This window comes from Mesorhizobium sp. NZP2298 (assembly GCF_013170825.1).
Taxonomy (GTDB): Bacteria; Pseudomonadota; Alphaproteobacteria; order Rhizobiales; family Rhizobiaceae; genus Mesorhizobium.
In genome coordinates this window covers 229,606-249,326 of record NZ_CP033365.1, presented here as the reverse complement: position 1 = coordinate 249,326, position 19,721 = coordinate 229,606, and the positions used below count along the sequence as shown (strand labels likewise).

The following is a 19,721-nucleotide window of genomic DNA, read 5'->3' as shown; positions in this document are numbered from 1 at the left end:
TCGCCTGATGACGCAAGCGCTTCCCTCCAGCCTGATCGTGATCCCCTGCCTGAACGAGGCAACCCATATCGGCACGCTGCTTGATCAATTGCGGCCCGCGGCTCAAAGGCTGGGCGCCAGGATCATCATCGCCGATGGCGGCAGCACCGATGGCACGCTGGCCATTGTCGAGCAGATCGCCGCGAAGGATTCGCGCGTCATCCTGCTTCACAACAAGCGCCGCATCCAGAGCGCGGCGATCAATCTCGCCATTGGCACTTTCGGTGAGGGCGCGGACTATCTGATCCGCATCGACGCGCATGGCGGCTATCCCGACGATTATTGTGACCGGCTGCTTGAGGAAGCGCTGGCCACGGGTGCGGATTCGGTCGTGGTTTCGATGCTGACCAGCGGCAGCGGCGCGGTACAGAAATCGGTTGCGGCGGCGCAGAATTCGAAACTCGGCACCGGTGGCTCCAAGCATCGTCACCTCTCCGCCGGAGAGTGGGTCGACCATGGCCATCACGCGCTGATGCGGATTTCGGCCTTCGGCGCTGTCGGCGGCTATGACGAGACGTTCAGCCACAATGAGGATGCCGAACTCGACTATCGGCTGCGGCAAGCCGGCTACAAGATCTGGATGAGCGGCAAGACGCATATGGTCTATTACCCGCGCGGGTCGCTCAAAGGTCTCTATTTCCAGTATCTCGGTTATGGGCGTGGCCGCGCCAAGAATGTGCTGAAGCACCGCGTCATTCCGAAGGTCCGGCAGATGGTGCCGCTGGCGGTCTTTCCGGTGGTTCTCCTGGCTGCCTTCTCCTTCGTGCATTGGATCGCGGCTGTGCCCTTGCTGGTCTGGGCGGCGGTTTGCCTGGGCTACGGTCTGGTGACGGCCATCCGCCAGCGCAATGCCGACATCGCGCTCGCCGGCGTCTCGGCGATGGTCATGCATTTCGGCTGGTCCGTCGGCTTCTGGCTGCAGCTTCTCGGCCTTGGCGCGCGACGCGGGGTGGCGTGATGGCGGTTCAGGCCAAGAACCGCGTCATCGACATCGGCGTGTGCACGTTCCGGCGGCCGGAGCTGGCCGATACGCTGCGCTCGCTCGCCGCCATGGAAATGCCGGCAGGGTTTGATGTCAGCGTCATCGTTGCCGACAATGACGAGACGCCAAGCGCGCAGGCCCTGGTGACGGCGCTGGCGCGGGATTTGAAATTGCCGATCCGCTACCGGCACGCTCCGGCGCGCAACATCTCGGTCGCCCGCAATGCTTGCCTGGATGCCAGCGAGGCGGATTTCCTCGCCTTCATCGACGATGACGAGACTGCTTCGCCCCGTTGGCTGGCCGAACTGGTCGCGACGGCTGAGGACAGCGGCGCAACAGCCGTGCTCGGCCCGGTGCGCGCGCTCTACCGTCCGGATGCGCCCGAATGGATGCGGCGTGGCGATTTCCATTCGACCTTGCCCGTCTGGGTGCGCGGCGAAATCCGCACCGGCTACACCTGCAATGTCCTGCTGCGTATGGGATCGGACAGCTTGCGCGGCCGCCGCTTCAGCCTGGCGCGCGGCCAGACCGGCGGCGAGGACACCGAGTTCTTCGATCAGATGGTCACGGCAGGCGGCCGCATCGCCTTCTCTCAAGACGCCTGGGTGGACGAGGTGGTGCCGCGTGCCAGGGCCGCGTTCGACTGGCTTGGCCGGCGCCGTTTTCGCGTCGGTCAGACGCATGGTCACCTCCTGGGCGGCAATGCGCGCGGCATCGGGCTGATCAAGCATGTCGGCCTGGCCGCGGCAAAGGCGGCCTATTGTTTCGCTGCGGCACTTCCCGTCGTCGCCAGCCCGGTACGCAGGAACCGTAGCGTGTTGCGCGGCATCATGCATGTCGGTGTCGTCAGCGGTCTTGTCGGCGTCCGCGAAATCCGCCTCTATGGCCAACCCTCGCCGGGGGAAGGGGGCAAGCGTGCAGCCTGACGTTTCCCCGCCCCCCGATGTCTCAGCCCCCGATGTCTCCGTTGTGATCGCGGCCTACAATGCCGAGGCGACGCTCGACAGGGCGATCGCCAGCGCCATCGCGCAGAAGGATGTCAGGGTCGAGATCATCGTTGTCGACGACCAGTCGCGCGATGCCACGCTCGATGTGGCGCGGGCCTATCCCGGGGACATCGTGCGCGTCGTTGCGCTCGCCAGGAATCGCGGCCCCGGCGGCGCCAGGAATGCCGGCCTCGACGTCGCCCGCGGCAGGTGGATCGCGGTTCTCGATTCCGACGACGCCGTCTTTCCCGGCCGTCTCGCCGCCATGATCAACCGCGCCGAAAAAGCCGATGCCCAGATCGCCGTCGACAATCTCCAGGTCATCCGCGAGGACGGTGTGGTCGAGGATGCGATGTTCCCGCGGCAGTATCTGGAAGGTTTGCGCGAGATTTCGCTGGCCACCTACATCGCCGGCAACATCGTCTTCGAATCGAAGTTCAACCTCGGCTACCTTAAGCCGATCTTCCAGCGCCGGTTCCTGGACGAGAACCGGCTTCGCTATGACGAGAAACTGAGGATCGGCGAGGACTATATCCTGTTTGCCGAAGCCCTGGCCAAGGGCGGCAGATGCGTGGTCGAGCCCGATATCGGCTACGCCTATCACATTCGCAGCGGCTCCATCTCGCGTGTGCTCGAACTTCATCATGTTGAAGCGATGCGCAAGGCGGACGCCGTATTCGCTCAAACTCATCGGATGGATGAGGCAGCTCAGGCGGCCTTTGCCCGGCGCGGCCGCAGCCTGCGCAAGGCGGCCTCCTTCCTGGCGATGGTCCAGCATATCAAGGCGCGGTCCCCGCTCAAGGCGATCCGGACGGCGCTCAGCGACCCAGCGGCGGTCAGGCATATGGGCATGCCGATCGCCGTGCGGTTGCGACGAGTAGCGGCACAGTTTGCCGTGGGGGCGGGGAGGTGAAGATGCAGGCACATGGAGGGATTTTTCGTGGCCTGTGAATGGACTGCAGTCGATCTCCTCAGAAGGAATTTGCGATGAAGAAAATCAGGAAGGCCGTGATACCGGTGGCGGGGCTTGGAACACGGTTCCTGCCGGCGACCAAGTCGATGCCGAAGGAAATGCTTCCCGTGGTCGACAGGCCTGTCGTGCAATATGCGGTGGACGAGGCCTTCGAAGCCGGCATCGAGCACATCGTGTTCGTGACCGGCCGCAACAAGGCCGTCATCGAGGACTATTTCGACCTGCATCCGGAATTGATCGGCACCCTGGAGCAGACCGGCAAGAAGACCCAGCTGGAGGCGCTCGAAAGCATGCTGCCTGTGGCTGGCGCCACGTCCTTCATCCGCCAGCAGTCGCCGCAAGGCCTCGGCCACGCCGTCTGGTGCGCCCGCGAAGTCATCGGCAACGAGCCTTTCGCCCTGCTTCTGCCCGACATGGTCTCCTTCGGCGGGCGCGGCTGCCTGGCCGAGATCACCGATCTCTACGCCGAGACGGGCGGCAATGTGATCGCCGTCGAGCGCTGCGATCCGAGCGAAACCAACAAATACGGCATTGTCGGCCGCGGCGCCGATATCGGCGGCGGTTTCGAGGTCACGGCCATGGTCGAGAAGCCGGCCCCGGCCAACGCGCCGTCGAACTTCTACATCAACGGCCGCTACATCCTGCAGCCCGAGATCTTCGCGCTGCTGGGCGATCAGCAACGTGGTGCCGGCAACGAGATCCAGCTGACCGACGCCATGGTCCGCCTGTCGAAGAACCAGCCGTTCTTTGCCCAGCCTTTCCTGGGGCGCATGTTCGACTGCGGGTCCAAGGAAGGGTTCATCCAGGCCAACATCGCCTTCGCGCTGGCGCGCAACGACATGAAGGGTCCGGTTTTCGAGATGCTTCAGGAGTTCGTCCGGTCGCATGAACGCCAGGAAGAAGCCGCATAATGCCCATTTTTCGGGAGCATTGTCACATGACTGTTGGCGAGGGGCCGGCAGGTTCCTCGCTGGTTGGCATGAGGCTTGCGTTGCCCACGGCAATGCTCCCGGCCGTCGAGGCAACTGCAAGCCAAGGCACGATCCCGGAAAGTCAGTCCCGGTTTTCGGAAAAGATTGCGCCCAAACAAAGAGATAGAGCCTCAGCCCGATGATCGGGACGCAACAGGCTCTGGGATTGGACCGACGATGAACTATGCCAACTTTCCTCTCGACAAGAGGATGCCATTGCCGAATTCGGATGCAGGAGACGGCGAAGACTTCATCGATATCGAGCGTCTGCTTGGCATGGCTGCGCGGCAGGCCAAGGTGGTTGCCGTGTGCGCCGCCATCGGTCTTTTCCTGGGCATGCTCTATCTGCAGACCACGCCGCCCAAATTTGTGTCGGTTTCAAGCGTGCTGATCGATGAGGGCCTGAACAAGATCGTCGACGACATTTCGGCGGCGTCGACCACCATGCAGACCGATTCCGCCATTTTGAGCCAGATCGAGATACTGACCTCGACGCGGCTTGCCGCGGTGGTCGTCGACAAGCTCAAGCTCGACCAGAACGATGCCTTCATGAACCCGCCGCAGTCGGCGCTTGCCCAGGGCGTCGGCCTGATCCGCGGCCTGATCCAGTATGTCCGCCCCAGCCCGGCCATGCCGGGCCTTGGTGACATCGGCAAACTCGACCCGGCTGCCCGCGATGCGCTGATTGCCACGTCGCGCCGTGACTACGCGATCCTCAAGCTGCAGAACGAAATCCGGGCGGAGCGTGTCGGGCGAAGCTATGTCATCGCGCTTGGCTATCAGGCGACGGATCCGGGACTGGCGACCGCGATCACCAAGGCCTATGCCGACGCCTACCTCGCCGATCAGCTCGACGCCAGCTTCGACGCCACCGAGCGCGCGGCGGTCTGGCTGCAGGGCCGGCTGACGGAACTGCGCGAGAGCTCGCAGCAGGCATCGCTCGCGGTCGAGAAATTCAGGGCCGAGCACGGCCTGTCCGCCAACAGCGATGGCCAGCTGATGAGCGACAAGCAGCTTGCCGATCTCAACGCCCAGCTGATCGTGGCGCAGGCCGACACGGCTCGCGCCAGCGCCCGCTACCAGCAGTACAAGTCGATTGTCGATAGTGGCTCCGACAACGCCTTCAAGGACGCGGCCATATCGGCCGACCAGCCGAGCAGCTCGGTCATTTCGGCGCTCAAGACCCGCTACCTCACCGTCGCCAAGCGGCAGCAGGACGTCGAGGCGAATTTCGGTGCCGAACATCCGCAGGCCGTCGCGCTTGCGAAGGAAAAGGCCGACATATCGGCGCAGATTTTCGGCGAACTGAAGCAGCTCACTGAAAGCTATCGCAACGAATATGAGGTGGCGCTGGCGCGCGAGACCGCGCTCAGGGCCAATGTCGCCGCCGCACAGGGCAAGAGCTCCATCGACAACCAGTCGCAGGTCCAGTTGCGCGACCTCGACCAGAAGGCGACTGCGCTCACGACCCTCTACCAGACGTTCCTCGGCCGCTACGAGGAAGCCGCGCAGCAGCAATCCTTCCCGGTCGGCAAGATCCGCATCATCTCGGACGCCTCGACGCCGCTCTCCGCCTCGAGCCCGCGTACCATTGTCGTGCTCGGGCTCTCGCTCGTGCTCGGTGTGCTGATGGGGGCCGGCTTCGGCGCCCTCAACGAATTCAACGAGCGGTTTTTCCGGACCGGTGACGAGGTGCGCGACCGCGTCGGTCTCAAATTCCTCGGCTACCTGCCGACCATCGGCAGCAAACCCGCCAAGGACGACAAGCCGGCCGAGGCTCAGCCGGATGCCAAGGCAGCCAGATCGCCGGCCGCCATTGAAAGGCGGGCGCGAATGAGGGTGAGCATCGACGCTCCGGCATCGATGTTTGCCGAAACGCTGCGCAGCGCCAAGATCGCCTTCGATGTCGTGATGGAGGGACAAGGCAGCCGCGTCATCGGCGTCATCTCCGTGCTTCCCGGCGAAGGCAAGTCGACGGTGGCGGCCAATCTCGCCGGGCTGCTTGCCGCCAACGGCGCCAGGACGCTGCTCATCGACGGCGACTTGCGCAATCCCGGTCTAAGCCGCAGCCTTGGCATGGAGGCCGAGCAAGGCCTGATGGAGGCGGTGGTGAGCGGCCAGACATGGCAATCCGTCGGCAAGATCGACAGGCAGACCAAGCTCGCCATCATCCCGGCCGTGTTGCGCGGGCACTTCTCGCACACCAGCGAGCTGCTTTCCTCGGCCGGAATGCGGCGCTTCATCGAGAATGCCAAGGAGACGTTCGAATACATCGTCGTCGATCTGCCGCCGCTTGGGCCGGTGGTCGACGCCAAGGCCTTCGCGCCGCTCGTCGACGGCTTCGTGCTCGTCACCGAATGGGGCCGCACGCCGCGCGCCATGGTGCGGTCGATGCTGGAATCCGAACCCTATGTCGCCAACAAGATCGTCGGGGTGGTGCTGAACAAGGTCGATCTGAAGAAGCTCGCCAAATATGGATCGTTCGGGGCGTCGGAGAAATTCTTCGACAAATATTCGACCTACTATCTCGACAAGTCGGAAGTCCGCAGCAAGGCACCGGTCTAGGGCATCTCGCCGTTTCACGAAAACGGCGAGCCGCCCTAACTCTTTGTTTTGACGCAATTTCCAAGGGAAAGCGCTACACGCTTTTCCCGGGAAGACCGTTCACACTTTTCCTGGAATTGCCAGAGCGGACGACATCATGCTCTATCTCTTTGATTCAGAGCCGCCGCGTCTGATCAGGAGAAGATCAGCCGGCCCTGCTTGTCGGCGATCCTGACCCCGTCAGGCGGCCGCTCTGGAAGGCGGCGGTGTCGATGCCCAGCCTGATGCCGACGGTGCAATTCCAGGACAGGGGCGAGGCGGTTTTCCGCCCCGAGCTGCGCCAGAACAAAGAGATAGATCGGCTGGCGTCTAGGCAGCCTTGAGCCGGTAGCGGAAAACGGTGTGGTCGAGCAGCAGCCGGATACGCGGCTCGGCCTCGGTCGCCACCAGCCAGCTTGCCGCGATCATGGTCGCGCCGACGATCGCCATCGACGGGAGATAAGGCGCACCGGAACGGACCATCGCCCCAAGCATTGCCGCGCCGACGACATCGTGGATCAGGTAGAGCGGATAGGTCATCAGGCCGATCCGGCGCCAGCCGCTCCAGCCGAGGTTGAGCCGCAACGACCATGCCATCAAGGCGATAGCGACGAGAAAGATCAGGATTGGCGGCGCATAGGGCATCACGGCATTGACCTTGATGCTGTGGACGTCGACCGAACTGGCGATCTGCAGCACGCCGCCGCCGAGGAACAACAGGCAGAAGCCAAGGCGGGAAGGCGTTAGCGCCTTGAACCGCATCAGCCAGAGCAACACGCCGACCGCGAAGAAGCAGCCATGGTGCACCAGGGTAAGCTGCAGCCAGCGTGTCTCGGCGAAGTCGGACCAGTCAAGGAGATAATAGAGGCACCAGAACAGCGTACTGATCAGGCCGATGGCGATGGCGACCATTTCCATGAGATGGAAGCGGCCGAGCCGCAGCAGGATCCAGACGACGGCGTAGAAGGCGATCTCGATGCCGAGCGTCCAGTAGACACTGTCCACCCAGGGGCCATAGGGCGCGAAGAGGCCGGTGCGGACGAGCCTGACCACCGCATCGGTCGGCCAGCTCAGGCCGATGAGCAGCAAAAGCACGGCGGTGATCGGCGCGCAGATCCAGACCGCCGGCGCCAGCCTTTTGAACCTTGCCTCGAAAAACCGCAGCGGCGTCGATTTCTCGGCGCTGAAAGCGATGACAAAGCCGCTGATGACGAAAAAGATCTCAACGCCGACCCAGCCGGACCCGACCCAGGCGCCTATCGTTGGCTGCGCCGGCACGCCACCCGTGGCCTGCGCCGAAATGCCATCAGGATAGGCCCACACCCAGAAGCCATAGTGGTAGATCATGACCAGCACGGCGGCGAGAAACCGCAGGATGTCGACGCTGCCGAACGTAATTTTCTGTTGAGCCATACCGCACCGCTGGATGGCCCCCCACCCGTCACTGTAGGGTGGCTTGCTGCATTGCACAATAAAAGTATTGCTTGCCGGTCAAGACAGGTCGACCGGCAAGGAAGGGCGGCGCGAAACCGCTCGTCGTGTCGGCCTCAAACCCCGATCCCGCGCGCCTTCAGGGCAGCGGTGATCTCGTCCAGGATGGCAGGGTCGTCGATGGTCGCCGGCATCGCCCACTCTTCCTTGTCGGCGATCTTCTGCATGGTGCCGCGCAGGATCTTTCCCGACCGGGTCTTGGGCAGGCGCTTGATTGTCACCACGGTCTTGAAGGCGGCGACCGGGCCGATGCGCTCGCGCACCAGGGCGACGACCTCCTTTTCGATGGCGCCGCCGTCGCGCGCGACACCGGCGTTCAGCACCACGAAGCCGAGCGGAATTTGGCCCTTCATCGCATCGGCGATGCCGACGACAGCGCATTCGGCGACATCGGGGTGGGCGGCCAGCACCTCTTCCATCGCGCCGGTCGACAGCCGGTGGCCGGCGACATTGATGATGTCGTCGGTGCGGGCCATCACGTAGAGGTAACCGTCCTCGTCGATCATGCCGGCATCGGCTGTCTTGTAGAAACCGGGGAACTCATCGAGATAGGCCTGGCGGAAGCGGGCATCCGCGTTCCACAGTGTCGGCAGGCAGCCGGCGGGCAGCGGCAGCTTGACCACGACATTGCCGAGCGTCCCGCGCGGCACCTCGTGGCCGGCATCGTCAAGCACGCGGATGTCGTAGCCGGGCATAGGCACGCCAGGTGAGCCGTATTTCACCGGCAACAGGCCAAGTCCGGCGGGGTTGATCGTCATCGGCGAGCCGGTCTCCGTCTGCCACCAATGGTCGACCACCGGCACATTCAGCTTCTGCTCCGCCCATTTGATGGTTTCGGGGTCGGCGCGCTCGCCGGCGAGGAACAGCGTGCGGAATTTCGACAGGTCGTATTTGGGAACGAACTCGCCTTTGGGGTCCTGCCCCTTGATGGCGCGGAAGGCCGTCGGCGCGGTGAACAGCGCGACGACGCCATGATCCGAGATGACCCGCCAGTAGGTGCCGGCATCCGGCGTGCCGATCGGCTTGCCTTCGAACAGGATGCTGGTGCAGCCATGCAGCAGCGGTGCGTAGACGATGTAGGAATGGCCGACCACCCAGCCGACATCCGACGCCGCCCAGAACACTTCGCCCGGCTTGACGCCGAACTCGTTCTCCATCGTCCATTTCAGCGCGACCATGTGGCCGCCATTGTCGCGCACGATGCCCTTCGGCTGTCCGGTCGTGCCCGACGTGTAGATGATGTAGAGCGGATCGGTGGCGAGCACCGGCACGCAGTCGACATTGGCGCCTGCGGCCCGCTCGCGCGCGACGGCATCGGCATAGTCGATGTCGAAATGGTCCTTCAAATCGCAGCGCAGCTGGTCGCGCTGCAGGATCAGGCAAGCGTCCGGCTTGTGGCGGGACATCTCGATCGCTCTGTCGAGCAGAGGCTTGTAGGCAACGATGCGGCCTGGCTCCAGGCCGCAGGAGGCCGAGATGATCAGCTTTGGCCTGGCGTCGTCGATGCGGGTGGCAAGCTCATGCGAGGCAAAGCCGCCGAAGACCACCGAATGCACGGCCCCGATACGGGCGCAGGCGAGCATGGCGATGGCCGCCTCCGCCACCATCGGCATGTAGATGATGACGCGGTCGCCCTTGCCGACGCCCCGGTTCTTCAGCACCGAGGTCAGCGCCACCACTTCACGTTTCAGCTCGGCATAGGTGAATTTTTTGACCGTTCCGGTAATGGCGCTGTCGTAGATCAGCGCGATCTGGTCGGCGCGTCCGCCGGCGACATGCCGGTCGATGGCATTGTAGCAGGTGTTGCAGGTCGCGCCGGTAAACCAGCGGCCATAGACGCCGGCGGTGGCATCGAACACCTTGTCCCAGGGCGAATACCAGTCGATGGCGCCGGCCGCGTCCGCCCAGAATTCCTCCGGCTCGCGTTTCCAGCCGTCATAGACCTCATGATAGCGTGAAGCCATCCGTAACCTCCCCAGGAACCATTTGCCGTCTTTGCAAACAGCCTATGCTGTTTTTTCCGGCGCTGTCTTCCCTGATTTTCGTCTGAGCCGGTCTCGTCTTGACCCCTGGTGCGCTGTGTCGTGAAGTGGAGCCTTCGCGGGGGAGGATCCGAACGATGCGCCATCCATTGCCGATCATGGCAAAACCGGTATCGCGCTGATGACCGGCGTGCTGGTGCAGCGCTTCAGCCAGGGCCTCGAAGGACGCGACCGCCGTTTCGTTGCCGTGACGGGGCAGGCACGCTGAGGAGCCGGTCCGATAGCCGTCTAACGAACGGTATTCATTGGACAAATTTCGATTGTACTAGATCGGCAGGGCCACAAGCATGAGGCCTACGCCGCCGAAGATCAAAATCGCCGCCGCAAGGGCTTTTCGATGACGTTCGAAAGTCGTCGGAGCCCGCTCCCAGTTGTAACGCATACGCTATCTCCCCAAAACCCGTGAAGTCTTTACCTTACTTAAGGGAAGAAAAGCAACGGTCCCATCGGTCAACGCACTTGCCTGTGGCGTCACGGCGACGACTATTTCTGGGACGATTTTCGGTTGGGAACGGGTGATGGCGCTTCTGCGATCGGCAGGAATCCGTCGCACCGCAAAGCCGCATCGGCTATCTCTCCCGGCCGGCCGATAGACAGCGCCGCACCGCCGCGCTATCTCATTTTCGGGTTCTGGCAGGGCTTGTTGGGGTTGGTGATGGAAATTGTCTCTGGAACGGTTTTGCGGCTGGCGGACGACGCCTCGGTCCAGCATGTCGGCGACGGTGCCGTCGTGCTTCTGGCGCGCAGCGGCCAGCTCTATACCTGCAACGGCACGACCGAAGCCTTTCTCGACAAGGTGGATGGCGCGCGCAGCCTCGATCAGATCGTCGGCCTGCTTTGCGAGGAGTTCGAGGTCGACAAGGATACGCTCGATGAGGACATGGCGGCATTGGCCAACGATCTGGTCTCGGAAGGTATCCTCGCCGCCCCAAATGCTTGATGGCCAAAGGTGCCGCTTGATGGCTAGAGGTACCGCCTGATGGCTGACAGTCCGCTCCTGCGTGCCCTGTTTCGCTGCCATCTCTGGACAAGCGCGCGACTGATGCCGTCGCTCATTGCCGGGCGCAGCTTCGAGGACGTGCTGAAATGGGCCCCGCTCGCCTCCTCGACCCCCTATCGCGGCCTGCCAGCGGCCTACATCGTCGCTCGCGTCAATCGCACTGTCCGCCATCCCTGGCTGATGCGCGACCGCAGATGCCTGCGGGAAGGCCTGCTCGGCCATCGCTTCCTGCGCCTCGCCGGCTTCGATCCGGAGCTGCGTTTCGGCGTCGATCCGAAGTCGCTGCAGACGCCGCGCGTCTCTGCGCATTGCTGGGTCTGCCTCGACGGCAGGTCGGTGGTCAGTGACAGCCTTCCCGGCATGGTGGAGATCTATCGCCACCATGCCGATGCCTCAAAGGTGCGCCCCGCTTGACCAGGCCTTCAGCATGCTACGACCTCAACGGCCAGGTCTTCGGCATATCGGCCGAACGCCCCGAGCTTTGGCAGGATTTCGACAGGATGCTGGGCATCCTGCGAATCACCGGTGATACCGCGCCGGGCTTTCGTCTCGATATCACCGAGGCGGACGTTCTCGACGAGGAGCCCGGCGGATCGCTCGTCTTCGATGGTGAGATACCGGAGGACGGCTACTGCCGGATGGTCGCTGAGGGCGGCACCATCCATCTCATCTTTCCCGGGCGCCAGGCCGTTGCCATCAATGACGAGGAAGGGTGGGCGAAACTTCGGGTTCGCCCTGGTGCGAAAGCAGCCTGGACGCCATCGATGCTGGTGTTGGACGCGGCACTCGACGCCGGCGGCCAGCATATGCTGCACACGGCCGGCCTGACACTGCCGGGCCGCGACACCATCGTGCTGATCCATGCCCCAAGCGGCACCGGCAAGACCACGACGTCGCTGGCGCTGGCAATGCAAGGCTTTGGTCTCTGCTCCGACGACGCCATGATCCTGGATCTGGCTTTGGAGAAGCCCTTGGCCTGGGGTCTGCCGCGCCACGTCAAGATCCACCAGAAGACCGCCGAGATGATCCCGCAGGTTGCGCCTTGCCTTGGTCCGTCGTGGGACCGCAACGGCGAACAGGCCGTCTCGCTGCAGCGGTTGAGCGAGATCGTACGGATCGAAAGCCCGATTGCCCGGCCGGTGGCGGCCCTGCTGCACCTGGCGCGCTCCGCCGACCGTGAGACCCGGCTCGTGCCCATGGCCCGGACCGACGCGATGGTGGCGTTGGCGATGGACAATGTCCGCACCGGCATGACTGGCCTGCTGCCGTCGCAGAAGCGCCGGCTGGCGACGATCGGCAAGTTGGTTTCGTCGGTGCCGACATTCACCCTGGAAGTGGGCGCACGCCCGGCCGACGCGGCGGCGCTGATAAGCGCCACTTTGACATCACCGGGTTGACGGCAAGTTCAAGCGGCGTATGGCCTGGCCTTGGCCAGCCGCTGGATCCAGCGGAAGGCATCGCGCCGCAAACGCGAGCCGATTTTCTCCCGGGAATTGACCCTGAGCAGCGTGTTCGTCGTGATCAGCCGCTTGGCCAGCCTTATCGACAGATCGGGCTTGATCCGACCGGCGAGCTCAAGCGCGCGACCCTCGCCGAACAACTTGCCGGTGACATTGAGCACGATGGCCAGTTCGAGCTCGATGCCGGTCATCCGGGCCGCATCGAGCAGGCGTCTTTCCGATTCCGCTGATTGCAGGGCCCGCACCCCTTGCAGCACGTCGACGCAAAGCTGCAGCCGGTGGAATTTGTGGCCGCCGGCGGCGTGCACGATGGCGATGGTCAAAAGCGCGGCCGGCGTGTCCCTCACATCTCCGTCGATGACGCCCAGTTCGCGAAACCCCAGCGACAGGCGCCGCCGCATGCCGGTGTCATGCACCAGGTCGCCATGCAGTTCGACCAGCAGGCTGGAATTCTCCTTTTCCAGCCATTTGAACTCCTGCAGCTGGTAGGATTCGGCCTCATTGCTGCCGAGTTCGAAGCCGCATGCCGCGATCACCTGGTTTGCCCGCGCAAGGTTGACGGGTTCGACGAGGATGTCGATGTCGGTGAACGGCCTGTCCGACACGTTGCGATAAAGCCTTCGCGCGAAGACCGGTCCCTTGACGATCCGCGCCGGAATGCCCTGTGCCGCCATCTCCTTCATGATGCGGTCGCCATGATATTGCAGCAGCATCGACTGGCCGGTGGCGATCGTCGCCTTGTCGCGCAAATCGTCGAGTTTGTCCCGCAAGCCGGTATCCGGCGGCAGGCGTGCATCGCCGCGCTCCCTGAGCTTGCGCAGCATGATCGGCAGGATGCCGTGGAATTCGGCATTGTCGAGCAGCGCGGACAGAGCCTTTGCCGACAAATTGTCCTCGACTGCCGCCGCCTCCGGATCGGCGAAGCGCAGCAGCAGTCTTTCTTCGGCGGAGGTCAGGGATGGCAGCATCAAGCCAGACAAATCTTATCGCCAGGGGGATGTCCAGGACGGTTGCAGAAAAGCGCTGTGGAAGCCAGTCCTACATGCCCCAGCGCAATGCTGCCGTGTGGACAGGCGCGTCCCACCAGCCGGTCATCTCTTCATCGAGCATGGTCAGCGTGATCGAGCATCCGGCCATGTCGAGCGAGGTGACATAGGTACCGACCAGCGAGCGGGTTACCGTCACGCCGCGCTTCTCGAAAATCCGGCGGGCGCTGTTATACATCAGATAGAGCTCCATCAGCGGCGTGCCGCCGAAGCCGTTGATGAACAGCAGCGCCGGGCCTTTCGCCCTGTCGCCCAGATCGCCTGATATCGCGGTGCAGATTTCCTCGGCGATCGCATCGGCGCCTTTCAATCTGTCGCGGCGACGGCCGGGTTCGCCATGGATGCCGACGCCGAATTCCATTTCGCCGTCGCCGATGTCGAATGTCGGTTTGCCCGCGGCCGGCACGGTGCCGCTGGTCAGAGCCACACCCATCGAGCGGGTGGCTGCGTTGACGCGCTCGCCCAGCGTCTTCAGCACGGGCAGGGCCAGGCCATGCTCTGCCGCCGCGCCGACGATCTTTTCCACTACCAGCGTGCCGGCGACGCCACGCCGGCCGGTCGTATAGGATGAATTCTCGACGGCGACGTCGTCATTGGTAACCACCTGCAGGACGCCTTCCGACATTTCGGCGGCCATGTCGAAGTTCATCACATCGCCCTCGTAGTTCTTGACGATGAACAGGCAGCCGGCGCCGGTGTCGACGGCCTGCGCCGCCGCCAGCATCTGGTCCGGCGTCGGCGAGGTGAACACCTGGCCGGGGCAGGCGGCGTCCAGCATGCCATGGCCGACAAAGCCGCCATGCAGCGGCTCGTGGCCCGAGCCGCCGCCGGAGATCAGCGCCACCTTGCCCGGCCGCAAGGTCCTGCGGCGGACGAATTTGTGCTCCTCGCCAAGCACCAGTATATCGGCATGGGCGGCCACGAAACCGTCGAGGCTCTCGGTCAGCACCGTGTCCACCGCGTTTATAAATTTCTTCATGGCATCCTCCCAAACAGCCCGGCAAGAAATGGTCAGCCGCCACCCTTGCCGGCGATGCTGGTGATCTTCTGGATGAATTCGTTGATGGCCCGGTCGAGCGCCGCATTCTGCTTGTCGTCACCGAAATCGGGAACGACGAGCGAAACGTGCCGGGTTTTGCGCATGCCTGCCGCGATAGACATTTTTCCCGGATGCGCCTGATGGTAGGCGGCGAGGAACTGATCCCGCTCGGCCGGGCTGAAATGGCAGACGGAAAAAATAGCCGGCAAATGCTTCGACGGAATCGGAACCGTATAGGCCGGGCTGGAAATCTGCGTCACGAAACTGCGGTGCTTGCCGAGCGCGTCGGCGAGGCGCTGGCGCATGCCGGACGGCCGTTGGTCGATGACCTGCGACAGGATCGTCTTGTAGGCGCGGATCGCCTCTTCAGAACCGGGTTCGGGTTTGATGTCGACCATGCCAGCCGCGCCTACACCGAAACATCTGAAATGGCCGCCTTGGCCATGGCGAGTTGCGCCGGCGCGACGGAAAGATCGCGCAAGCCTGCTTCGAGCAGCGACGGGATCGCGTCCGGATCGCCGCCGGCATCGCCGCACAGGCTGACGGGAATGCCGCTCTCCCGTCCAAAGGCAGTGACCGAGCCGATCAGCCGCAGCACCGCGGGATGGCGAACTGAATTGAGGTGGGCAACAGTAGAGTTGTCCCGCGCTGCCGCCATCACATATTGCGTCAGGTCGTTGGAGCCGATCGAGAAGAAGGCGACGCCGGCGAATGCTTCCGGCGCGATGGCGACTGAAGGCACTTCGACCATGATGCCGAGCGGCGGCATCTTGTGCGCGACACCACGCCCGGCAAGGGCTGCCTGTTCCTCGGCGAACAGGGCGGCTGCGCGCTCATACTCATCGGCGATGGCGATCATCGGAAACATGACCCTGAGATTGCCGTGTGGCGCGGCGCGCAGCAATGCCCTGATCTGTACGCGAAAAATGTCAAGCCGCGCCAGCGACAGCCTGATCCCGCGCAGCCCGAGGAATGGATTGCCTTCCTCGACGGTGAAGCCCGGCACCGGCTTGTCGCCGCCGGCATCGACAGTACGGATCGTCACGGGCTTGTCGCCAGCCCACTCAAGCACCTTGCGGTAGGCACGATACTGCGTCTCCTCATCCGGCAATATCCTGCCGAACAGGAATTCGGTGCGCATCAGCCCGACACCGTCGCAGGTCGTGACATCTATGGCGTCGACATCGGACGGGGCGGCGATGTTGACCTGCACCCGCACCGCCGTGCCGGCTCTTGTCGCTGCCGGCCGCGTCAGAAAAGTCCTCGCCTTGCCTTGTCGGGCCGCGAAGGAAGAGGACGACCGCCGGAACGATCCGATCTCCGCCGTCGACGGCGCCAGAACGATATTGCCGTGTTCGGCGTCAAGCAGCGCCATGCCGGCAAGACCGGCAAGCGGTTCGCGCAGCCCCACCACCATCGGCACGCCACGCGAGCGCGCCAACATGGCGACATGGCTGGCGGTGCTGCCCGCCTTCAGCGCGATGCCGCCGCCATGGCTCCAGTCGGTTTCGAGAAAACGTGTCGGCGCGATGTCCTCGCCGCACAGGATGGCACCGGTAGGCGCAGTAGCGCCACCGTCCTCGGTCAGCGCGCGCAGCACCTGGTCCCTGATATCGCGCAGGTCCGTGGCGCGGGCGCGGAAATAATCCTGGTCGGAGGCCTCGTAGCCAGCGATTTCGGCGTCGAGCGCCTCCCGCCATGCCGCGTCGGCGGTCCGTCCGGACGCGATCGAAGCGAAGGCGGGTCCGCTCAGTGCATCGTCCTCCAGCATGGCGATGTGGAATTCGAGTATGCCGGCGGCGTCGCTGTCGGCGGTTTCGACTATTATCGCAAGCCGGCTTACCGCCTTGCCGATCGCGACTTCCAGCGACGTCTTCTCTTCGGCTGATGTGGCTTTGCCTGCATAGATGGCCGGCGGCCGGTCGAGGTCGAACAACGGCCCTTCGGCATAGCCGGCCGAGGCCGGAACCCCCTCAATCCGCATGGCCCGCATTCCTTGCAGGCCGGCGAAGGCGCGCGCCGGCGTCAGGCCGACCGGACATGACCGGCGTCCTCGTCGAAATCGCGCTGCACCAGTTCGATCAGCGCGCGCACGGCATCATCGGCGCCGCTGCCGCTGGCCCTGATGTGCAACACCGTGCCCTTCGGCGCCTTGGCCGCCATCACCTTGACGATGCTCTTGGCGTCGAACCATGGGCCGTTGGCGGCAAGCGCGATTTCCACGTCGGCGGCAAACGTCTTGGCCAGCTTGGTGAACTTCACCGAGGGACGCGCATGCAGGCCCACATCGTGGGTAATCAGGACGGTCGCTTCGGCGGCTGCGGACATTTTCAGAGATCCCGTTCACTCACGACGGCGACAATTCGTGCGCCGTCGCCACCACTTCCTTCAGCGAGGCGCCGCCGGAGGATTCGGTCGCCGCCATCACCGCGCCCTCGACGATCGGCGCGTTACAGACGGCGATCTTCTGCGCACGCGGCTCGCCGATCATCTCCACCGCCATTTCCGAATTGGTCTCGGCTCCGCCGAGATCGACCAGGATGGCGACACCGGCCTCCGACCAGGCCTTGTCGATGGCACCCATGATCGCCTCGACACTGGTGCCAAGCCCGCCATGGCCGTTTCCGCCGCACCATGCAAGCGGCACTTCGTCGCCCACCATCTGGCGTACCATGTCGGCCGTGCCCTCCGCGACCAGCGGCGAATGCGACACGATCACGATCCCGACATTGCTCATGCGCTTTCCCCGATCGCTTGCCCCAACATGCGCACCAGCAGCGCGGTCGAGCGCGCGCCAGCATCCATATGGCCGATCGAGCGATCGCCAAGGAACGAGGCGCGGCCGCGTAGCGCCTTCATCGGCACGGTCGCTTCGGCGGCGGCGTCGGCGACGTCGGCGATTTGCGCCGCCGTCTTGCCTCCCGCCAAGGCGTCATGCACCGGCTGCAGTACATCGAGCATCGTCTTCTGGCCGACTTGCGACTTGCCACGCGCGGCCACCGCTTCGATCGCCTTGCCGAAGGCAGCCGTCAAATTGGCACGATCGGGCTCCGCCGCAATCTCCTTGCCCAGCGCCATGAACAGTGTGCCGAACAGCGGGCCGGAGGCACCGCCAACCGTCATCACCAGCTTGGTTCCGATCGCCTTCAGGGCCTCGGGCAAGGGCTTCGCGGCGAACACGTCAGCCTCGGCCCGCACGGCCTCGAAGCCGCGCTTCATGTTCAGCCCATGGTCGCCGTCGCCGATTGCCTGGTCGAGCGCCGTCAATTCCTCGGCGTGCGCGGCAATCGTATCCGCGGCGGCCGCGATCAGCCTGGCAAGGTTCAACGCCGTCATGTTGTCCAAAGTCCCGGTTTTCACCTTGCCGGCAGTAGCGAAAGAACGGTCATTCGACAACTGGTGCATGTGTCAGGCCGTGACGAGCAGCGCGGCGACGGCTGCGAAAACCTCGGCCACAGCATAGGCGCCGGGGTCGACCACGCCCTGCAATTTGGTGCCGACATAGGCGGAGCGTCCAGCTTTTGCCTTCTCCATGGCGGCCGTCGCCTCGGCTCCGCGCCGGGCCGCGATCGCTGCTTCGCCAGGGCCGTTGCTGTCGAGCGCCTTGAGCGCCGGCTCCAGCGCATCGACCATGGTACGGTCGCCCGGTTTGGCGCCGCCATAGAAGGTCATTCGCTCAAGTCCGGCGAGCAGCGCCTTGGGCAGGCTGGCGCCGCCGTCCAGCGCCTGCGCCGCCGCCGTGAAGAAGATCGACAGCAGCACCCCGCTGGAGCCGCCCATCGATGCGCTCAGCGTGTCGCCGACGGCGCCAAGGGTCGCCGCGGGGTTGGCCAGCGGCAGCGCATCGAGCCGTTCGAGGATGCTGCGCGCGCCGGTCGCCACCGTCGAGCCGGTGTCGCCGTCGCCTGCCTTGGCGTCGAGCCCGTTCAACGTCGCTTCGAGCGAAATCAGTCTGTCGCAGACCGTGACGATCAGGCGCCTGGTGCCCGCATTCTGGCTGGCCTTGTGGGCCGTACTTTGTCGGACTGCCTTCGCCATGGGCACAATGGCAGGTGCTGCGACCAGCTTTGCTGGCATCCAGGCGTATGGGCCGACCGGCGCCAGCAGCGCTTCTTCTCGCGCGGCATCGAGCCGGATCAGCGACAGCGAGAAGCCGTTCATGTTGAGCGCCGTCATCAGCGGGCCAGGACCGATCGCCAGCTTGACGGTCTTGGCCAACGGCGAGGCCAGAACCGCATTGGCAACCAGCGACATTTCGAGCGGCGGCACCGCGCCGAGATTGTTGATCAGCAAGGCATGGCTTGCCTTCGGATCGGGCCGAGCCGCCAGGCGCTCGGCCATGATCGCCACCAGCCGGTCCGCGCTTTGCACCGCGATGCGCTCGACGCCGGGCTCGCCATGGATGCCAAGGCCAAGCTCGCCATCATTTTCGCCGAACCTGTCCTCGTGCGGTTGGCCGGGAATCGAGCAAGACGACAACGACATGCCGAGCGAAACGATGTCCTTCGCAGCGGCCCGCGCCGCTGCCGCGATCTCTGCCAGATCACGGCCGGTCTCCGACAAATGTCCCGCGATCTTGTGCACGAACAAGGTGCCGGCGACACCGCGCGGCTGGGCGATGTCGGGCAAAGCGATGTCGTCGGCAACGATCACCATCTCGACGGCAAAACCTTCGGCGCGCGCCTTCTCGGCCGCCAGGCCGAAATTGAGGCGGTCGCCGGTGTAGTTCTTGACGATCAGCAGGCAGCCGGCCGGGCCGGTGACGGCGCGGATGGCCGCCAGCACCGCTTCGACGCTTGGCGAGGCAAAGATCTCGCCCGAAACCGCCGCCGTCAGCATGCCCTTGCCGACGAACCCGGCATGCGAGGGCTCGTGCCCGGCGCCGCCACCGGAAACGACGCTGACCTTCGCCTTGTCCCAGTCGGCGCGCAGCACGACCTTGATCTCGGGATAGCCGTCGAGGCGCGCGAGATCGCCTGAGCCAATGGTCCGCAACAGGCCGTCCAGCGCCTCGGTGACGATCGTTTCCCGGCGGTTGAAAAAGTGCTTCATCGAATTCGTCCCGTATTCGCAATCGTCAATCAGAGGCGGCGTGAACCCTCAATGGGA

General features: G+C 64.3%; 18 protein-coding genes. 8 read left to right on the top strand and 10 right to left on the bottom strand.

Annotation, left to right across the window (positions count from 1 at the left end):
- Positions 1 to 7: 7 nt before the first annotated feature.
- From EB231_RS01150 to EB231_RS01130, 5 genes are all read left to right on the top strand, one after another.
- A complete protein-coding gene (locus EB231_RS01150) occupies positions 8 to 997 on the top strand; it encodes a glycosyltransferase family 2 protein (protein ID WP_172347230.1) in 990 nt (329 codons plus the stop codon).
- Positions 997 to 1,947, top strand: coding sequence for a glycosyltransferase (locus EB231_RS01145; RefSeq protein ID WP_172347229.1), 951 nt, complete (start codon positions 997 to 999; stop codon positions 1,945 to 1,947). The genes EB231_RS01150 and EB231_RS01145 overlap by 1 nt, the downstream gene beginning before the upstream one ends.
- Positions 1,937 to 2,920, top strand: a complete 984-nt coding sequence (locus tag EB231_RS01140) for a glycosyltransferase family 2 protein (RefSeq protein ID WP_172347228.1) — start codon at positions 1,937 to 1,939, stop codon at positions 2,918 to 2,920. The genes EB231_RS01145 and EB231_RS01140 overlap by 11 nt, the downstream gene beginning before the upstream one ends.
- Before the next feature lie 74 nt (positions 2,921 to 2,994).
- Positions 2,995 to 3,891 (top strand): UTP--glucose-1-phosphate uridylyltransferase, encoded by an 897-nt coding sequence (locus EB231_RS01135; protein WP_172347227.1) that lies wholly within the window; start codon positions 2,995 to 2,997, stop codon positions 3,889 to 3,891.
- 237 nt (positions 3,892 to 4,128) lie between these two features.
- Entirely contained in the window at positions 4,129 to 6,516 is a 2,388-nt protein-coding gene (locus EB231_RS01130) for a polysaccharide biosynthesis tyrosine autokinase (RefSeq protein WP_172347226.1), read from the top strand.
- Positions 6,517 to 6,864: 348 nt separating this feature from the next.
- Here the strand turns inward: EB231_RS01130 and EB231_RS01125 are convergent, their stop codons facing one another.
- Both EB231_RS01125 and EB231_RS01120 read right to left on the bottom strand, forming a co-directional pair.
- The gene (locus EB231_RS01125) at positions 6,865 to 7,947 is read right to left on the bottom strand and encodes an acyltransferase family protein (RefSeq protein WP_172347225.1); all 1,083 of its coding nucleotides are present in this window, start codon (positions 7,945 to 7,947) and stop codon (positions 6,865 to 6,867) included.
- Positions 7,948 to 8,081: 134 nt separating this feature from the next.
- Complete coding sequence (locus EB231_RS01120) at positions 8,082 to 9,989, bottom strand: propionyl-CoA synthetase (RefSeq protein WP_172347224.1); 1,908 nt, start codon at positions 9,987 to 9,989, stop codon at positions 8,082 to 8,084.
- A gap of 733 nt (positions 9,990 to 10,722) precedes the next feature.
- Here EB231_RS01120 and EB231_RS01115 point away from each other — a divergent pair.
- From EB231_RS01115 to EB231_RS01105, 3 genes are read left to right on the top strand one after another with little or no spacing between them, the layout of a single operon-like run.
- Entirely contained in the window at positions 10,723 to 11,007 is a 285-nt protein-coding gene (locus EB231_RS01115) for a PqqD family protein (protein ID WP_172347223.1), read from the top strand.
- Between the two features lie 39 nt (positions 11,008 to 11,046).
- Positions 11,047 to 11,481, top strand: a complete 435-nt coding sequence (locus tag EB231_RS01110) for a lasso peptide biosynthesis B2 protein (RefSeq protein WP_172347222.1) — start codon at positions 11,047 to 11,049, stop codon at positions 11,479 to 11,481.
- Positions 11,478 to 12,464, top strand: a complete 987-nt coding sequence (locus EB231_RS01105) for a serine kinase (protein ID WP_172347221.1) — start codon at positions 11,478 to 11,480, stop codon at positions 12,462 to 12,464. The genes EB231_RS01110 and EB231_RS01105 overlap by 4 nt, the downstream gene beginning before the upstream one ends.
- Before the next feature lie 8 nt (positions 12,465 to 12,472).
- Here EB231_RS01105 and EB231_RS01100 read toward each other — a convergent pair whose 3' ends face one another.
- The 8 genes from EB231_RS01100 to EB231_RS01065 all read right to left on the bottom strand — a co-directional run bounded on the left by EB231_RS01100 (position 12,473) and on the right by EB231_RS01065 (position 19,664).
- Positions 12,473 to 13,495, bottom strand: coding sequence for a nucleotidyltransferase family protein (locus EB231_RS01100; RefSeq protein ID WP_172352772.1), 1,023 nt, complete (start codon positions 13,493 to 13,495; stop codon positions 12,473 to 12,475).
- A 70-nt stretch (positions 13,496 to 13,565) separates the two neighbouring features.
- The gene (gene dhaK, locus EB231_RS01095) at positions 13,566 to 14,552 is read right to left on the bottom strand and encodes a dihydroxyacetone kinase subunit DhaK (protein ID WP_172347220.1); all 987 of its coding nucleotides are present in this window, start codon (positions 14,550 to 14,552) and stop codon (positions 13,566 to 13,568) included.
- 32 nt (positions 14,553 to 14,584) lie between these two features.
- Positions 14,585 to 15,010 carry a hypothetical protein gene (locus EB231_RS01090; protein WP_172347219.1) on the bottom strand — a complete coding sequence of 142 codons (426 nt, stop codon included), beginning with the start codon at positions 15,008 to 15,010 and terminating at the stop codon, positions 14,585 to 14,587.
- An 11-nt stretch (positions 15,011 to 15,021) separates the two neighbouring features.
- A complete protein-coding gene (gene ptsP, locus EB231_RS01085) occupies positions 15,022 to 16,596 on the bottom strand; it encodes a phosphoenolpyruvate--protein phosphotransferase (RefSeq protein WP_172347218.1) in 1,575 nt (524 codons plus the stop codon).
- A 41-nt stretch (positions 16,597 to 16,637) separates the two neighbouring features.
- Complete coding sequence (locus EB231_RS01080) at positions 16,638 to 16,940, bottom strand: HPr family phosphocarrier protein (protein WP_140769963.1); 303 nt, start codon at positions 16,938 to 16,940, stop codon at positions 16,638 to 16,640.
- 19 nt (positions 16,941 to 16,959) lie between these two features.
- On the bottom strand, positions 16,960 to 17,349 hold the full coding sequence (gene dhaM / locus EB231_RS01075) for a dihydroxyacetone kinase phosphoryl donor subunit DhaM (RefSeq protein ID WP_172347217.1): 390 nt from the start codon (positions 17,347 to 17,349) through the stop codon (positions 16,960 to 16,962).
- The gene (gene dhaL, locus EB231_RS01070; RefSeq protein WP_172347216.1) at positions 17,346 to 17,948 is read right to left on the bottom strand and encodes a dihydroxyacetone kinase subunit DhaL; all 603 of its coding nucleotides are present in this window, start codon (positions 17,946 to 17,948) and stop codon (positions 17,346 to 17,348) included. The genes dhaM and dhaL overlap by 4 nt, the downstream gene beginning before the upstream one ends.
- A gap of 72 nt (positions 17,949 to 18,020) precedes the next feature.
- A complete protein-coding gene (locus EB231_RS01065) occupies positions 18,021 to 19,664 on the bottom strand; it encodes a dihydroxyacetone kinase subunit DhaK (protein ID WP_172347215.1) in 1,644 nt (547 codons plus the stop codon).
- Between the last annotated feature and the right edge of the window lie 57 nt (positions 19,665 to 19,721).

Coding starts and splice junctions, on each gene's coding strand:
- EB231_RS01135 (WP_172347227.1), top strand. CDS start 2,995: ATGAAGAAAATCAGGAAGGCCGTGATACCGGTGGCGGGGCTTGGAACA.
- ptsP (WP_172347218.1), bottom strand. CDS start 16,596: ATGCGGATTGAGGGGGTTCCGGCCTCGGCCGGCTATGCCGAAGGGCCG.
- EB231_RS01130 (WP_172347226.1), top strand. CDS start 4,129: ATGAACTATGCCAACTTTCCTCTCGACAAGAGGATGCCATTGCCGAAT.
- EB231_RS01150 (WP_172347230.1), top strand. CDS start 8: ATGACGCAAGCGCTTCCCTCCAGCCTGATCGTGATCCCCTGCCTGAAC.
- EB231_RS01120 (WP_172347224.1), bottom strand. CDS start 9,989: ATGGCTTCACGCTATCATGAGGTCTATGACGGCTGGAAACGCGAGCCG.
- EB231_RS01065 (WP_172347215.1), bottom strand. CDS start 19,664: ATGAAGCACTTTTTCAACCGCCGGGAAACGATCGTCACCGAGGCGCTG.
- EB231_RS01110 (WP_172347222.1), top strand. CDS start 11,047: ATGGCTGACAGTCCGCTCCTGCGTGCCCTGTTTCGCTGCCATCTCTGG.
- EB231_RS01100 (WP_172352772.1), bottom strand. CDS start 13,495: ATGCTGCCATCCCTGACCTCCGCCGAAGAAAGACTGCTGCTGCGCTTC.
- dhaL (WP_172347216.1), bottom strand. CDS start 17,948: ATGACGGCGTTGAACCTTGCCAGGCTGATCGCGGCCGCCGCGGATACG.
- EB231_RS01145 (WP_172347229.1), top strand. CDS start 997: ATGGCGGTTCAGGCCAAGAACCGCGTCATCGACATCGGCGTGTGCACG.
- EB231_RS01125 (WP_172347225.1), bottom strand. CDS start 7,947: ATGGCTCAACAGAAAATTACGTTCGGCAGCGTCGACATCCTGCGGTTT.
- EB231_RS01090 (WP_172347219.1), bottom strand. CDS start 15,010: ATGGTCGACATCAAACCCGAACCCGGTTCTGAAGAGGCGATCCGCGCC.
- EB231_RS01080 (WP_140769963.1), bottom strand. CDS start 16,940: ATGTCCGCAGCCGCCGAAGCGACCGTCCTGATTACCCACGATGTGGGC.
- dhaM (WP_172347217.1), bottom strand. CDS start 17,349: ATGAGCAATGTCGGGATCGTGATCGTGTCGCATTCGCCGCTGGTCGCG.
- EB231_RS01115 (WP_172347223.1), top strand. CDS start 10,723: ATGGAAATTGTCTCTGGAACGGTTTTGCGGCTGGCGGACGACGCCTCG.
- dhaK (WP_172347220.1), bottom strand. CDS start 14,552: ATGAAGAAATTTATAAACGCGGTGGACACGGTGCTGACCGAGAGCCTC.